This is a genomic window from Methylobacterium sp. CM6247 (genome assembly GCF_054817925.1).
Genome location: NZ_JBTXKX010000003.1, coordinates 5,085,389 through 5,099,380, shown reverse-complemented (window position 1 = coordinate 5,099,380; position 13,992 = coordinate 5,085,389). Strand labels below are relative to the sequence as shown.

Annotated in this window: 10 protein-coding genes and 1 tRNA gene; 5 read left to right on the top strand and 6 right to left on the bottom strand. The window is 64.2% G+C overall.

Annotated features, from left to right (window positions below; all coding sequences use genetic code 11):
• Positions 1-181 precede the first annotated feature (181 nt).
• From ACYQOP_RS25195 to ACYQOP_RS25175, 5 genes are all read left to right on the top strand, one after another.
• Positions 182-631: a 4-aminobutyrate aminotransferase gene (locus ACYQOP_RS25195; protein WP_419951537.1), complete on the top strand. Its 450-nt coding sequence runs from the start codon at positions 182-184 to the stop codon at positions 629-631.
• Between the two features lie 183 nt (positions 632-814).
• Complete coding sequence (locus tag ACYQOP_RS25190; protein WP_207413608.1) at positions 815-2,767, top strand: PrkA family serine protein kinase; 1,953 nt, start codon at positions 815-817, stop codon at positions 2,765-2,767.
• Positions 2,768-2,876: 109 nt separating this feature from the next.
• Positions 2,877-4,178, top strand: a complete 1,302-nt coding sequence (locus ACYQOP_RS25185) for a YeaH/YhbH family protein (RefSeq protein ID WP_461224830.1) — start codon at positions 2,877-2,879, stop codon at positions 4,176-4,178.
• 117 nt (positions 4,179-4,295) lie between these two features.
• A complete protein-coding gene (locus ACYQOP_RS25180) occupies positions 4,296-5,855 on the top strand; it encodes a SpoVR family protein (protein WP_419951535.1) in 1,560 nt (519 codons plus the stop codon).
• Between the two features lie 111 nt (positions 5,856-5,966).
• A complete protein-coding gene (locus ACYQOP_RS25175; RefSeq protein WP_207410752.1) occupies positions 5,967-6,221 on the top strand; it encodes a PilZ domain-containing protein in 255 nt (84 codons plus the stop codon).
• 208 nt (positions 6,222-6,429) lie between these two features.
• Here ACYQOP_RS25175 and ACYQOP_RS25170 read toward each other — a convergent pair.
• The 6 genes from ACYQOP_RS25170 to lgt all read right to left on the bottom strand — a co-directional run bounded on the left by ACYQOP_RS25170 (position 6,430) and on the right by lgt (position 13,918).
• Positions 6,430-6,506: transfer RNA gene (locus ACYQOP_RS25170), tRNA-Pro, on the bottom strand.
• Positions 6,507-6,704: 198 nt separating this feature from the next.
• Entirely contained in the window at positions 6,705-9,914 is a 3,210-nt protein-coding gene (locus ACYQOP_RS25165) for an efflux RND transporter permease subunit (RefSeq protein ID WP_056429910.1), read from the bottom strand.
• 140 nt (positions 9,915-10,054) lie between these two features.
• A complete protein-coding gene (locus ACYQOP_RS25160; RefSeq protein ID WP_056429913.1) occupies positions 10,055-11,203 on the bottom strand; it encodes an efflux RND transporter periplasmic adaptor subunit in 1,149 nt (382 codons plus the stop codon).
• 142 nt (positions 11,204-11,345) lie between these two features.
• Positions 11,346-11,669, bottom strand: a complete 324-nt coding sequence (locus ACYQOP_RS25155; RefSeq protein ID WP_461224828.1) for a rhodanese-like domain-containing protein — start codon at positions 11,667-11,669, stop codon at positions 11,346-11,348.
• Between the two features lie 291 nt (positions 11,670-11,960).
• The gene (locus ACYQOP_RS25150) at positions 11,961-13,037 is read right to left on the bottom strand and encodes a class I SAM-dependent methyltransferase (RefSeq protein ID WP_461224826.1); all 1,077 of its coding nucleotides are present in this window, start codon (positions 13,035-13,037) and stop codon (positions 11,961-11,963) included.
• Positions 13,034-13,918 carry a prolipoprotein diacylglyceryl transferase gene (gene lgt, locus ACYQOP_RS25145; protein WP_461224824.1) on the bottom strand — a complete coding sequence of 295 codons (885 nt, stop codon included), beginning with the start codon at positions 13,916-13,918 and terminating at the stop codon, positions 13,034-13,036. The genes ACYQOP_RS25150 and lgt overlap by 4 nt, the downstream gene beginning before the upstream one ends.
• Between the last annotated feature and the right edge of the window lie 74 nt (positions 13,919-13,992).

The following is a 13,992-nucleotide window of genomic DNA, read 5'->3' as shown; positions in this document are numbered from 1 at the left end:
GCGCGAGGGACGTTTTGCACCTGATGGATCGTTTGTGTCCGAGAGCGTGCGGACCCCTGCTCGCGAAGGAAACGTTCCGGTGCCCTCGACGGCGGGCAGGCGCCTTCCCACATGCATCCGGCCACGGCGGTCGCACTTTTTTCGTCCCATAAGGTCGCCAGGCATCACCGGAGACCGCCCGATGTACGCCGTCAAATCGAAGACCTCTCTCGCAGCAGGCCTGTTTCTCGCCCTGGCCAGCGTCCCGGCCATGGCCCAGGACACCGCGACCCGCTCTGAGACCGCGGCACCCGGCAAGAGCGTCCGCATTCTCATCGCCTCGAACCTGAAGGACGATTGCAAGCCGGGCTCGATGCCCGAGATCCGCATCAGCACGTCGCCCAAGAATGGATCACTCATCACCAAGACCGGCAGCGTCACGACCCCGTCGAGCCACAAATGCCCGAACAAGAAGACCGCCGCGACGGGCGTCTTCTACCAGAGCAAGGACGGGTTCACCGGAACCGACGAAGTCGTGGTCGAGGTGAAAAAGGCGGATGGGAAGACCACGACCCAGACGATCAACATCACCGTCGGCGGTTCGGCCACAAAGGGCGGTGACGAGAGCAAGAAGGGCGCCACCGACCTGTGAGCCTAGCCTGAGACCATTCAGGCATGACGCGTCCGGCGGCCTGTATCCACGCCGCCGGACTCCGCACTGTGGCAAGCTTCCCACGCTCAATTGCCGTCGCGACCGCACTGCGACAAAACTGGGCCTGTCAGTTGCATCCTAGCCGAGACAGGATGAAGCTACGTCAGTCGTGAAGGGATCGGGATGCCAATGCCATCGACGAACGACCTGTTCCAGAGCTTTACCCGGGGTTACGAAGCACGCCGCGACACGGAGATGAGCCTCTCCGAATTTCTCGAGGCCTGCCGCGACGAACCCCTGATGTATGCGACAGCGGCCGAACGCATCCTCGATGCGATCGGCAAACCGGAATTCGTCGATACGTCCAAGGATGCCCGCCTCGGCCGGGTATTCATGAACCGGACGATCCGGATCTACCCAGCCTTCTCGGAATTCTACGGCATGGAGGAGACGATCGAGCGGATCGTCTCGTTCTTCCGGCACGCTGCGCAAGGTTTGGAGGAGCGCAAGCAGATCCTCTATCTGCTCGGCCCGGTGGGTGGCGGCAAGTCCTCCTTGGCCGAGCGGCTGAAGGCGCTGATGGAGGTCCACCCCATCTATGTGCTCAAGGCCGGCAACGAGGTCTCGCCCGTCTTCGAAAGCCCCCTCGGCCTCTTCGACCCCGAAGTGATGGGGGCCGAAATCCAGGAGCGCTACGGCATTCCCCGCCGCCGCCTCACCGGACTGATGAGCCCCTGGGCCCTGAAGCGCCTCGATGAGTTCAACGGCGATATTTCGCAATTCAAGGTCATCAAGGTCCGGCCGTCGCGCCTGCGCCAGATCGGCATCGCCAAGACCGAGCCTGGTGACGAGAACAATCAGGACATCTCGAGCCTCGTTGGTAAGGTGGATATCCGCCGCCTGGAGACGCTGTCCCAGGCCGACCCCGATGCCTATTCCTATTCCGGCGGCCTCAACCGGGCGAACCAGGGCGTTCTCGAATTCGTCGAGATGTTCAAGGCGCCCATCAAGATGCTGCACCCGCTGCTCACGGCGACGCAGGAGGGCAATTACGTCGGGACCGAGAACATCGGCGCGATCCCCTTCACCGGGATCATCCTGGCGCACTCGAACGAGTCCGAGTGGCAGACCTTCAAGACCAACAAGAACAACGAAGCCTTCATCGACCGCATCTACGTCATCAAGGTGCCGTACTGCCTGCGGGTGACGGAAGAGCAGCGGATCTACGAGAAGCTGGTCTCGGGCTCCGAACTGGCGGACGCGGCCTGCGCTCCCGGCACGCTGGAGATGCTGGCACGCTTCTCCGTGCTCTCGCGCCTGCGCGAACACGCGAATTCCAACGCCTTCTCGAAGATGCGCGTCTATGACGGCGAATCCCTGCGCGAGGTCGATCCCCGCGCCCGTTCCATGCAGGAATACAAGGATTCGGCAGGCGTCGACGAGGGCATGGACGGCATCTCCACGCGCTTCGCCTTCAAGGTGATGGCGGCGACGTTCAACCACGACACCACCGAGGTTTCCGCCGATCCCGTGCACCTCATGTACGTGCTCGAACAGGCCTTGCGCCGCGAGCAATTGCCGCCGGAGACGGAGAAGCGCTACCTCGAATTCATCAAGACCGAGCTAGCGCCGCGTTATGCCGAGTTCATCGGCCACGAGATCCAGAAAGCCTATCTCGAATCCTACCACGATTACGGCCAGAACCTGTTCGACCGTTACATCGACTACGCCGATGCGTGGATCGAGGACCAGGACTTCAAGGATTCCGAGACGGGGCAGCTCCTCAATCGTGAACTCCTGAACCAGGAGCTCACCAAGATCGAGAAGCCGGCCGGCATCGCGAATCCCAAGGATTTCCGCAACGAGGTGGTGAAGTTCGCCCTTCGCTCGCGGGCACAGCATGGCGGCCGCAACCCGTCATGGACCTCCTACGAGAAGCTGCGGGAGGTGATCGAGCGCCGGATGTTCAGCCAGGTGGAGGAACTGCTTCCGGTGATCTCCTTTGGTTCGAAGAAGGACGGCGACACCGAGAAGAAGCATGGCGAGTTCGTCGACCGCATGGTGGCGCGCGGCTACACCGAAAGGCAGGTCCGACGGCTGGTCGAATGGTACATGAGGGTGAAACAGGCGGGCTAGCTTTCCGAGCACGTCCCGTCGCGACGGACAGACGGGCGGGCATCATCGATGTCCGCCCGCCACGACCAGCGAACTGCCAGAGTCTTGAAGGCGAGGGCGAAAACACCGGATGCACATCGTCGACCGTCGATTGAATCCAGGAGGCAAGAGCCTCGCGAACCGTCAGCGCTTCCTGCGCCGGGTCAAAGACATGGCCCAACGTGCCGTGCGAGAATCGGCCCGCGAGAAGGACATCAAAGATCTCGGCAAGGATGGCCGCGTCACGGTTCCGGGCGACGGTGTTCGCGAACCGAGATTCAGCCGGCAATCCGGCACCGGATTTCAGGACTACATTCTTCCCGGCAACAAAACCTACGTGGAGGGAGACCGGATCGAGCGTCCACCCGGCGGCGGCGGCGGAAAGGGTTCGGGGGAGGGCGGTGAAGGCTCCGAGAACAGCGAGGACGCCTTCAACTTCGTGCTGACGCGGGATGAGTTCCTCGAACTCTTCCTCGAAGACTTGGAACTCCCCGACCTCGCCAAGCGCCGCCTCTCCGTGGTGGAAACCGAGGGACTGCGTCGGGCGGGCTATACGGTGTCCGGCTCGCCCGCCAACCTCGCCCTGACGCGCACCCTGCGCAATTCCATGTCGCGCCGCATCGCTCTGAAGCGGCCGAAGCCGAACGAGATCGCGGAACTCGAGGCGCGGATCGCCGACGCCCAGGGCACCGATCCGCTTCTCCCGGACATGAAGCTCGCCCTCGAAGCCCTGCGCGAGCGCACCCGGCGCATTCCCTATGTCGACCCGATCGATCTTCGTTACCGCCGCTTCGAGCCTTATCCGCGCCCCATCGCTCAGGCGGTCATGTTCTGCCTGATGGATGTGTCCGGTTCGATGACCGAGCACATGAAGGATCTGGCCAAGCGCTTCTACATCCTGCTGCACATCTTCCTCACGCGGCGCTACCGCCACGTCGAGATCGTCTTCATCCGCCATACCGACAAGGCGACGGAGGTGGACGAAGAAACGTTCTTCGGCTCGCGCGAGACCGGCGGGACGCTGGTCTCGTCGGCCCTGGTGGAGATGAAGCGCGTCATCACCGAACGCTACAGCCCGGATGATTGGAACATTTACGCCGCGCAGGCCTCTGACGGCGACAACGTCTCCAGCGACGGCCCGACTGCCACCGAATTGCTGCGGGCGCATATCCTGCCCGCCTGTCAGCACTTCGCCTATCTCGAAGTCGGCGACGAGAACGGTCCACGGGCCGGCTTCGTGGAGCACCGCACCACCCTTTGGCGCACCTATGAGGGGCTCGCCAAATCAGGCGGCGCCATCGCCATGCGCAAGGTCAACCACCGCCGCGACATCTACCCCGTCTTCCGCGACCTGTTCGGGCGAAAGGACGCCCGGGCGGAGGCGGAGGGGTGAGCGGCGCTCTCGCGCGCGACCCTCGTCCCGCTACGGAGGAGGGAAGACCTGTTCCGGCCTCTCGGTCTTCAGCGATGAGGCGGACGGACTATACCGACGCATAGATCGGGACCACGCATGACACTCACGCTTCCCCAAACGATCTCGGGCCGCCAGACACCCCTGTTCAGCGGGAACGACTGGGATTTCGACACCATCCGCCGCATTCATGACGCGTGCGAGGCCGAGGCGCGGGAACTCGGCCTGTCCTGGTACCCGAACCAGATCGAGATCATCACCGCCGAGCAGATGCTCGACGCTTATGCCTCCATCGGCATGCCGCTGTTCTACAAGCACTGGTCCTTCGGCAAGCATTTCGCCCAGCACGAGGCCGGTTACCGGCGGGGGATGATGGGGCTCGCCTATGAGATCGTCATCAATTCCGATCCGTGCATCTCCTACATCATGGAGGAGAACACGGCGACGATGCAGACGCTGGTGATTGCGCATGCCGCCTTCGGCCATAACCACTTCTTCAAGAACAATTACCTGTTCAAGCAATGGACCGATGCCGAGGGTATCCTCGATTACCTCGACTTCGCGAAGGGCTTCATCTCCCGATGCGAGGAGCGCTACGGCCACCATGCCGTGGAGCAGGTGCTGGACGCCGCGCATGCGCTGATGAGCCAGGGCATCCATCGCTATCCCCGCAAGAAACGGCCCGACCTCGCCTCCGAGCAGCGTCGCGAGCGGGAGCGGGCCGAGCATGGCGAACAGATCTACAACGATCTCTGGCGAACCCTCCCGCAAAAGACCGCCGGCGCCAGGCCGGATGCGGCCCTGGAGCGCCGCAAGGCGCTGCTGGAGCTACCGCAGGAGAACCTGCTCTATTTTCTCGAGAAGGCCGCCCCCAGGCTCCGGCCCTGGCAGCGCGAGATCCTGCGCATCGTCCGTCTCGTGGCGCAGTATTTCTATCCCCAGCGCCAGACCAAGGTGATGAACGAGGGCTGCGCCACCTACTGCCACTATCGGATCATGACCTCGCTGTCGGAGAAGGGGCTCATCAACGAAGCCGCCTATCTCGAATTCCTGCAGTCGCACACCAACGTCATTCGCCAGCCGAACTACAACGAGCGCGGCTATGGCGGGCACAATCCCTACGCCATCGGCTTCGCGATGATGCAGGACATCGCCCGCATTGTGGAGCAGCCGACGGAGGAAGACCGGCATTGGTTCCCCGAGATCGCCGGCACGGGTGACGCGATGGCGACCCTGCGCGACATCTGGGCGAATTATCGGGATGAGAGCTTCATCGCGCAGTTCCTCAGCCCCAAGCTCATGCGCGACATGCGCCTGTTCCACGTCGTCGACGATCCCGACGAGGCCGAACTGCGCGTCGAGGCGATCCATGACGAGCGCGGTTACCGCAAGCTACGCCGATCTTTCGCACGACAATACGACGTCGCCTGGCTCGATCCCGATATCGAGGTGGTGGATGTCGACCTGGAGGGCGACCGCCGCCTCATCGTCCATCACAAGGCGCTGAACCGCATCACGCTCCAGGCCGACGATGCCAGACGCGTTCTGCAGCATCTGGCGGATCTCTGGGGCTACGACGCGGTGCTGAAAGAAATCGACCCGGCGACGGGCGCGATCCTCGCCGAACATCACGCGGCGGCGCGGCCGATCTTCTTCTGACGGGCCGGAAAACACGGGATTGAGCCGCGATGCATCGTATTTGATCCATCGTGCTCGCCTTTCCTTCGCAGGCGCTCACCCATCCTCGAAGGCGTAAATGGCGAGGTTTGTATGAGTGAGCGTCGGATCGATGAGCGGCTCCGCAAGGACGAGGCTGGCCTGATCGCCATAGACGAACACACGACGATCCCCTGCATCGTCTACGACATATCCGCCTCCGGTGTGCGCCTCACCCTTCCGGAAGCCATCCAGGTCCCTGACACGTTCATCCTGTACTCCTCCTGTGTCGCGGGGATGGAAGTCTGCCGCGTGGTATGGCGTGGCGAGGAGACCATCGGTGCGACCTTCAGCAGGGTGACGGCCTGAGGCTCGGTACACCGGACCTCGCCGTCGGCGCAGCCGTCTCCGCAGCCCGATCGGCGTCTGATATCGATTCGGCCGTATCGCAATGCATCCGGAGTCAGTGCCGAAATCCGGAATTCTCGGGGAAACGAAAAAGGCCGGGGCTGCGCACCCCGGCCTTTACGTCAGGACGGACGACATAAGCTCGAAGGCCAATGTCACCGCGTTTTAATGGTCGGAGTAGCAGGACTTGAACCTGCGACCCCCTGTCCCCCAGACAGGTGCGCTACCGGGCTGCGCTATACTCCGTCAAGAACCGTCCTGACTACCGATCGACTGCGAAAGACACCGATCCAGTCCTTGGTCCGAGGACCAACGCGCTGACTGGGCTGCGCTCCGCTTCGACGCCCTGTAACGGGCTGAGGGGTCTTAGCTTCACGGTCCTTCCCGTGCAACCCCTTTTCCGCGAGTCCGGCGCAGAGCTTCATGCGCCGGACCTTGTCGTCTTCACGCGTGCGACGGCGTCGCGTGGGGATCGTGCTTGTCGGGGGTGGTGTCGTGCGGATCCTTGCCACGCTTCTTGGCGAACCAGATCAGTATGTTGCGGATCGCCACATAGAAGACCGGGGTCAGGAACAGCCCGAAGAACGTCGCGCCGATCATACCGAAACAGACGGCGGTTCCGAGAGCCTGACGCATCTCCGCGCCGGGACCGGTGGCGATGACGAGGGGGACCGTACCGAGGATGAAGGCGAAGGCCGTCATTAGGATCGGGCGCAGGCGCAGGCGGCAGGCTTCCACCGCGGCGGCAACCGGCCCCTTCTTCTCCGTCTCCTCGAGCTGGTGAGCGAATTCCACGATCAGGATCGCGTTCTTCGCCGCCAGACCGATGAGCACGATCAGCCCGATCTGGGTCAGGATGTTGTTGTCCTGCCCCCTGAACTGGACCGCGCCCAAGGCCGAGAGCACACCTGTCGGCACGACGAGGATGATCGCCAGCGGCAGCGCCCAGGATTCATACTGCGCCGCGAGCACCAGGAAGACGAGGAGCACGCCGAGACCGAAGACGTAGATCGCGGTGTTGCCCGTTGCCTTCTGCTGGAAGGCGATCTCGGTCCAGTCGTAGGCGTAGCCCTCCGGCAGGGACTGAGCGATCTTCTCCATCGCCGCGAGCGCCTGGCCGGTCGACACGCCGGGCTTGGCATCGCCCTGGATCGGCACCGAGTAGAACAGGTTGAACCGCTGGACGATCTGCGGCCCGCTGATCTCGCGGATCGACGCGAGGGTTCCCATCGGCACCAAGGCGCCGGTGGAGGAACGCACCTTCAGCCGCTCGATATCGCCCTTCTCCAGGCGGAAGGCCGCGTCGGCCTGGGCACGCACCTGATAGATGCGGCCGAACGTGTTGAAGTCGTTGACGTAGGCACCGCCGAGATTGGTCTGCAGCGTCGCGAAGACCGAGGCGAGCGGCACGTTCAGCATCCGCGCCATCGTGCGATCGATGTCGATGAAGAGCTGAGGCGTGTCGTTGCCGAAGGTGGTGAACACGCGCTGGACGTCGTTGCTCTGGTTCGCCTGACCGAGAATCTCGTTCGTGGCGGCCAGCAGCGGAGCGATGGCCGAGTTCTGGCGGCTCTCGATCTGCATCTTGAAGCCACCGCCGGTACCGAGGCCTCGGACGGGCGGCGGCGGAATGAACAGGACGCGGGCCTCTTGGATCGAGGCCGTGGCCTTGAACACGTCGCCGGTGATGGCCGCCGCCGTCCTACCCGTCGTGGCACGCTCCTTTGCCCCCTTCAGGACCAGGAACATCACGGCGCCGTTGGTGGTGTTGGTGAAGGTCGCCCCGTCGAAGCCCGAGATGATGACGGCATCGGCGACGCCGTCGACCTTCAGGGCCATGTCGGCGGCCCGCCGCACCACGGCGGTGGTGCGCTCCAGAGCCGAGCCCGCCGGCAGCTGGACGACGCCGATGAGGTAGCCCTGGTCCTGCTGCGGGATGAAGCCGGTGGGCGTCGTGGTGGCCACATGCAGCGTTCCGGCGATGATCGCGGCATACACCACCATCATACCGAGCAAGCCGATCATGCGTCCGGTCAGGAAGCCGATCGTCGCCGCATACCAATGCGAGAGCTTGTCGAAGCCCCGATTGAACAAGTCGGCGAGCCAGCCGAAGAACCGCGTCAGGAAGAATTTCGGCTTGGCATGTTCGTGGTGGGGCTTCAGCAGCAGCTTGCAGAGCGCCGGTGACAGCGTCAGCGAGTTGAACATCGAGATGATGGTCGAGGCCGCGATGGTCAGCGCGAACTGCTTGTAGAACTGGCCGGAAATGCCCGGGATGAACGCCGTCGGGATGAACACCGCCGACAGGACGAGGGCGATGGCGAGCACCGCGCCGCCCACTTCGTCCATGGTCTTGTGCGCGGCGTCTCCGGGCGAGAGTCCCTCGGCCATGTTGCGCTCGACATTCTCCACCACGACGATCGCGTCGTCGACGACGATGCCGATGGCGAGAACGAGCCCGAACAGGGTCAGGTTGTTGATGGAGAAGCCGAAGGCCTGCATGGCGGCGAAGGTGCCGATGAGCGAGACCGGGATCGCGATCACGGGGATCAGCGCCGTGCGCCAGCTCTGCAGGAAGACGATGACCACGACGACCACGAGGGCCACGGCTTCGAATAGGGTCTTGTAGACCTCGTGGACCGATTCTTCGATGAACTCCGTGGGGTTGTAGGCGATGCGGTACTCGACCCCCGGCGGGAAGCTCTTCTTGATCGTCTCCATCGTCGCCCGCACCTGCGAGGCGGCTTCGAGGGCGTTCGTCCCCGGACGCTGGAACACGCCGACGCCGACGGCGGGGGTCCCGTTCAGGAAGGACTGCGTGGTGTAGTCCTTCTGGCCCATCTCGGTGCGGGCAATGTCCTTTACGCGCACGAGGCGGCCGTCGCTGGCCTTGACGATGACCTCGGTGAACTCCTCCGGGGTCTGGAAGCGGCCCTGGGACTGGACGACGAGCTGGAAGGCGTTGTCCTTCGGTGCGGGCGGGGCGCCGAGGGCGCCGGAAGCGACCTGGACGTTCTGCTCCTGCAGGGCCGAGATGACGTCGGTGGTCGAGAGCCCGTAGGCGGAGAGCTTGTTCGGATCGAGCCAGATGCGGAGCGCGTATTCGCTGCCGCCGAACACGGTGATGTCGCCGACGCCATCGAGGCGCAGGAGCTCGTCGCGGATCCGCAGGTAGATGTAGTTCGAGAGGTAGTTCTGGTCGTAGGTGTTGTCTGGTGAAAGCAGATGCACGACCATCATCAGATCGGGCGACGACTTGCGGACGGTGACGCCGAGGTTGCGCACGTCCGGCGGCAGGCGTGGTTGCGCCACCGAGAGGCGGTTCTGAACCAGCACGTTGGCGATATCGAGGTTGGTGCCGACCTTGAAGGTGACGGTCAGCTGCATGTTGCCGTCATTGGTCGACAACGACGTCATGTAGAGCATGTTGTCGACGCCGTTCACCTCCTGCTCGATCGGCGTCGCGATCGTCGCCGCCACCGTCTCGGCATTGGCGCCCGGATAGGAGGCGCGCACGACGACGGTCGGCGGAACGATCTCGGGATATTGCGCGACGGGCAGCGACTCGTAGGAGACGTAGCCGAGGATCAGGAAGATGATCGACGTCACCGACGCGAAGATCGGCCGATCGACGAAGAAGTGGGCAAAGCGCATCGGTCAAACCTCTCGCCGCATAGGAGCCCTGGGCCACCTCTGCGGGAATGTTTCTTCGTTCGCCGTCACGAGCCCGCCTGATGTCACGCCCCTGAAACGGAAGGCGGAAACGAGCGGGCCCGGTCTAGAATGGGGTCGCGTCAGCTGCGGCTCGGCGGCAGCGTGCTCGCCTCTGCCGTCACCTTGGCGCCGGGGCGGACGCGGGACAGGCCGTTGACGACGATGTTCTCGTCGCCCTTCAGGCCTTCGCGGATCACGCGGTATCCATCGACCTTCGGCCCGAGCTTCACGTCGCGGGTGCTCACCGAGCCATCATCGGCCACGATGTAGACGATGCGCTTGTCTTGGTTCGCCGAGATGGCCTCGTCGGGGAGCAGGATACCCTGGAACGGCTTCGTCGCCGGCAGCGAAACGATGCCGAACAGGCCCGGCTTGATGAAGCCGTCCGGGTTCTCGACCGTGGCGCGCAGCAGCACCGTACCGGTGGCGTTGTCGACGCGGTTGTCCACGAAGTCGAGGGTGCCCTTGCGGGTGGGCTTTGTCTCGTTGGTCAAGGCGATCAGGATCGGAACGCCCTTGCCCTTCTGGGTCTGGCCCATGCCGATACCGAGGCTGCCCTGGTATTTCAGGAACGAACGCTCATCGACGGTGAAGCCAAAATAAATCGGGTCCAAGGAGACGATGGTCGTCAGCTGGGTCTGATCGGTGATGACGATGTTGCCCTCGGTGACGAGGCGCTGGCTGATCCGACCAGAGATCGGGGCGCGGACTTCGGTGAAGTCGTAATTGAGCTGAGCCTGTCGAAGCTGGGCGTCGGCGCTGTCGACATTGGCTTGCGCCGTCTGCGACGCCTGGCGCCGCTGATCCGTCACCTGCTCTGAGATGTTGCCCGAGCGGCTCAAGGTCTGAGCGCGTTCGAGGTCGGTCTGCGAGAAGGTCAGCCCGGCCTGCGCGGAGGTGAGGGCGGCCTTGGCCTGGTCGAGGGCAGCCTTGTAAGGGCGGCGGTCGATGACGAAGAGCAGGTCGCCCTTCTTCACCGTCGCGCCATCCACGAAGTTGACCTTTTCGAGATAACCGGTGACCCGCGCCCGGACGTCGACGATCTCTACCGGATCGAACCGCCCGGTATACATGTCGGTTTCGACGATCTCACGCACCACCGGCTTGGCCGTGGTGACTTTGGGAGGCGGCCCACCGGGCGCCTGCGCGGAGACCGGAGATGCGAAGGCTAGAAATGCTGCGGACAGGAGGATCGCGGACGACCATCCGGAGAGCGGACGCTTGATCATGTTGCTTTTCCCTGCGCCCAGCGAGCTAAAGGCACCGTTCCCGCGATGTCGTGCGCTGCCGCACATAGCCCGTGGAGCGATGGGATTGAGGCGTGGAATAATCGCCGAACCGCCGAGCGGCCGGACTTCGGACACCGGATATTCAGGACTCGACCGTTTCGCCGGCACGATACCAGTCCTTGAACCCGCCGACATAATGCTCCTCCACCGGGATCCCGGCGGATTGCGCGGCGGCCAAGGCATGAACCGAACGGACACCGGCCGCGCACGAAAAGACCGGGCGGCGCCCGTCCTCGGAGATGAGGGTCGACAACGCTTGCGTGTCGAAGGTCGATAGCGGGTGGGTGACCGAACCCGGAATATGCCCGGCCGAATATTCGTGCGGCTCCCGCACATCGATGAGCAGGATCGATCCGTCGTCGAGCCCGCGTTTGACCGTTTCCCGATCGAGATCGACAACCTTCATGCGCTTGGCCCTCGCTTCATCGCCCGGTGTGGCGAATGTTCTTATGCGTCAGGCGTCATCTCGGCAAATCCTCAGCCGGACAAGGCCCAACGCCAATGCTCGGCAACCCGAGCCGGAGGAGGTTCGGCTCGATAGAGCGAAGCTGTTCGAGTGGCACGGATAGGCGCGATGACCACCTCCACCTCCCGCCGCATCTGTTCGAAGTCTTCGAGAGATCCTGGGTAGGTGCAGGACCTGGGCGACCGCATCACCCGTGCCCCGAGCGTCGTCGCAGACAGCCGAAGATCGTAGTTAGGCCGGGTTGAAACCGCTGAGAACGGGCAGTCTTGGATCGGCGATTCCAATGGCCTGGAACAGGCTGCCCATGCCTCGTTTTCCCGATGCGGTGAGCCGATGGAACGCGGTATCGACCGCGTCCGCCTGTGCGCGGCTCGCCCCGACTTTCAGGCGATCAGCGCGCTGGCGCAAACCGAGGTTCAGGAGGAACGCTCCCTGGTCCAGCGGACCGTCGATACGGGCGCCTTCACCCCTGGCCGCTCGGCCGAGGGCGGCGAAATCGACATGGGTCGTCAGATCCGCCTCACCGGGAGACAGCAGGGGATCGGCGAAGCGGTGAGCCGATACCGCTTGGAACGTATCGCCAAATCCGGGTCGCACATGCCCGTAATCGATGGCCAGCAGCGCGCCGCCCTGGGCAACGATCCGGCGGCTCAGATTTCGCGCGATGTCGAGGGCCGGTGCTGGAACGGTCATCAGCACGCCGACCGGCGCCGGTTCGCTGATCTCGCGATCGGGCTCGGCGGCAAGACCGAACGTGAGACGACCGCCATCCGGCGAAAGGCCGACGAGACGCTCACACCAGCCGCGTTCCGTACGCTGGAACTGGCGAACGGGAAGCGCATCGAAGAATTCGTTGGCAACCACGATCATCGGCCCTTCGGGCAGGGTCTCGATCCCATCGTGCCAGGTCGGAGACACGGCTCCGAGGCGGGAGGCCTGTGCCGCCCGAAGCAGGGGGTTCGTCTCCACGAGATGGACGGCGGGCTGGAAATCCGGCGCCGCCCGGCCCAGCGCCCGCAGGGCATCGGCCATCAACGTACCGCGCCCGGGGCCGAGTTCAGTCAGGACGAGATCGCTCGGCCCTCCCATGGAGGCCCAGGTGACGGCGATCCAGATCCCGATCAGCTCGCCGAACATCTGACTGATCTCGGGAGCCGTCACGAAATCGCCGCGCGCGCCGAGGGGATCGCGGGTGCGGTAATAGCCATGGATCGGGTGGCCGAGGCAGAGGGCCATGTAGCGGGCGAGGCTCATCGGCCCCGCCTCGACGATCTCGTCGCGAATCTCGACGAAGAGCGGCGTGGTCATGCCGTATCAGCCCGCACCGTCTCCTCGACGGGCCGGCGCGGCCGCGTCACGCCGCGGAGCGCGAGGGCGATGTAGGTGAGGCCGATCAGCGCCATGGGCACGCAGAGCAGCATCCCCATGGTGATGCCGCCATAGCGCCAGTCCCCCGTCCCGAACAGGTATCCGAGTTGCCGGTCGGGTTCGCGAAAGAATTCGCAGAACGTGCGGGCGAGGGCGTAGCCGAGGACGAAGATCCCGCCGAGGAGACCTGGCTTACGGAAACCGAAGCGACGGACGGCCAGCGCCATCACCACGAAGAGGAGGGCGCCTTCCGTGGCCGCCTCATAGAGCTGGCTGGGATGCCGCGCCAGCGGTCCGCCGGAGGGAAACACGACCGCGTAGGCAAAATCCGGCGCGATCCGCCCCCACAATTCGCCATTCACGAAATTGGCGATGCGGCCGAAGAACAGGCCGATGGGAACGACGACGGCGGCGAGATCGAGAAGGGTATAGGGCGACAGTTTTCGCGATCGGGCGAACAGCACCATCGCCAGCACCGCGCCGAGAAAGCCGCCGTGGAACGACATGCCGCCGTTGCGGATCGCCAGAATCTCGAGGGGATCGTCGAGATAAAGCGGCAAATTGTAGAACAGGACGTAGCCGATGCGGCCGCCGAGGACGACGCCGAGGGCGACCCAGACAATGAGGTCGTCGATGTCGTTGAGGCTCGGCCGCCGCACGACACCCCAGAGCCGGTCCGCCGCCACCAGCCGCCGGGCATAGAACCAGCCGCCGACGAGGCCTGCGATATAGGACAGGGCGTACCACTTGATCGTGATCGGGCCGATCGCCACCGCCACCGGATCGATGGCGGGAAAGGGCAGGGCGAGCAACGGCGGCATCGGCTGGCCTCCAGGAATGGGGCCGGCTGTGGACGTTCCGGGCCTCCCGCGTCAACCCTCGGTCGACGCGGGAG

What these genes read in the sequence shown, in the direction of transcription:
- ACYQOP_RS25195 (WP_419951537.1), top strand. Translation starts at nt 182, where the DNA reads ATGTACGCCGTCAAATCGAAGACCTCTCTCGCAGCAGGCCTGTTTCTC.
- ACYQOP_RS25190 (WP_207413608.1), top strand. Translation starts at nt 815, where the DNA reads ATGCCAATGCCATCGACGAACGACCTGTTCCAGAGCTTTACCCGGGGT.
- ACYQOP_RS25185 (WP_461224830.1), top strand. Translation starts at nt 2,877, where the DNA reads ATGCACATCGTCGACCGTCGATTGAATCCAGGAGGCAAGAGCCTCGCG.
- ACYQOP_RS25180 (WP_419951535.1), top strand. Translation starts at nt 4,296, where the DNA reads ATGACACTCACGCTTCCCCAAACGATCTCGGGCCGCCAGACACCCCTG.
- ACYQOP_RS25175 (WP_207410752.1), top strand. Translation starts at nt 5,967, where the DNA reads ATGAGTGAGCGTCGGATCGATGAGCGGCTCCGCAAGGACGAGGCTGGC.
- ACYQOP_RS25165 (WP_056429910.1), bottom strand. Translation starts at nt 9,914, where the DNA reads ATGCGCTTTGCCCACTTCTTCGTCGATCGGCCGATCTTCGCGTCGGTG.
- ACYQOP_RS25160 (WP_056429913.1), bottom strand. Translation starts at nt 11,203, where the DNA reads ATGATCAAGCGTCCGCTCTCCGGATGGTCGTCCGCGATCCTCCTGTCC.
- ACYQOP_RS25155 (WP_461224828.1), bottom strand. Translation starts at nt 11,669, where the DNA reads ATGAAGGTTGTCGATCTCGATCGGGAAACGGTCAAACGCGGGCTCGAC.
- ACYQOP_RS25150 (WP_461224826.1), bottom strand. Translation starts at nt 13,037, where the DNA reads ATGACCACGCCGCTCTTCGTCGAGATTCGCGACGAGATCGTCGAGGCG.
- lgt (WP_461224824.1), bottom strand. Translation starts at nt 13,918, where the DNA reads ATGCCGCCGTTGCTCGCCCTGCCCTTTCCCGCCATCGATCCGGTGGCG.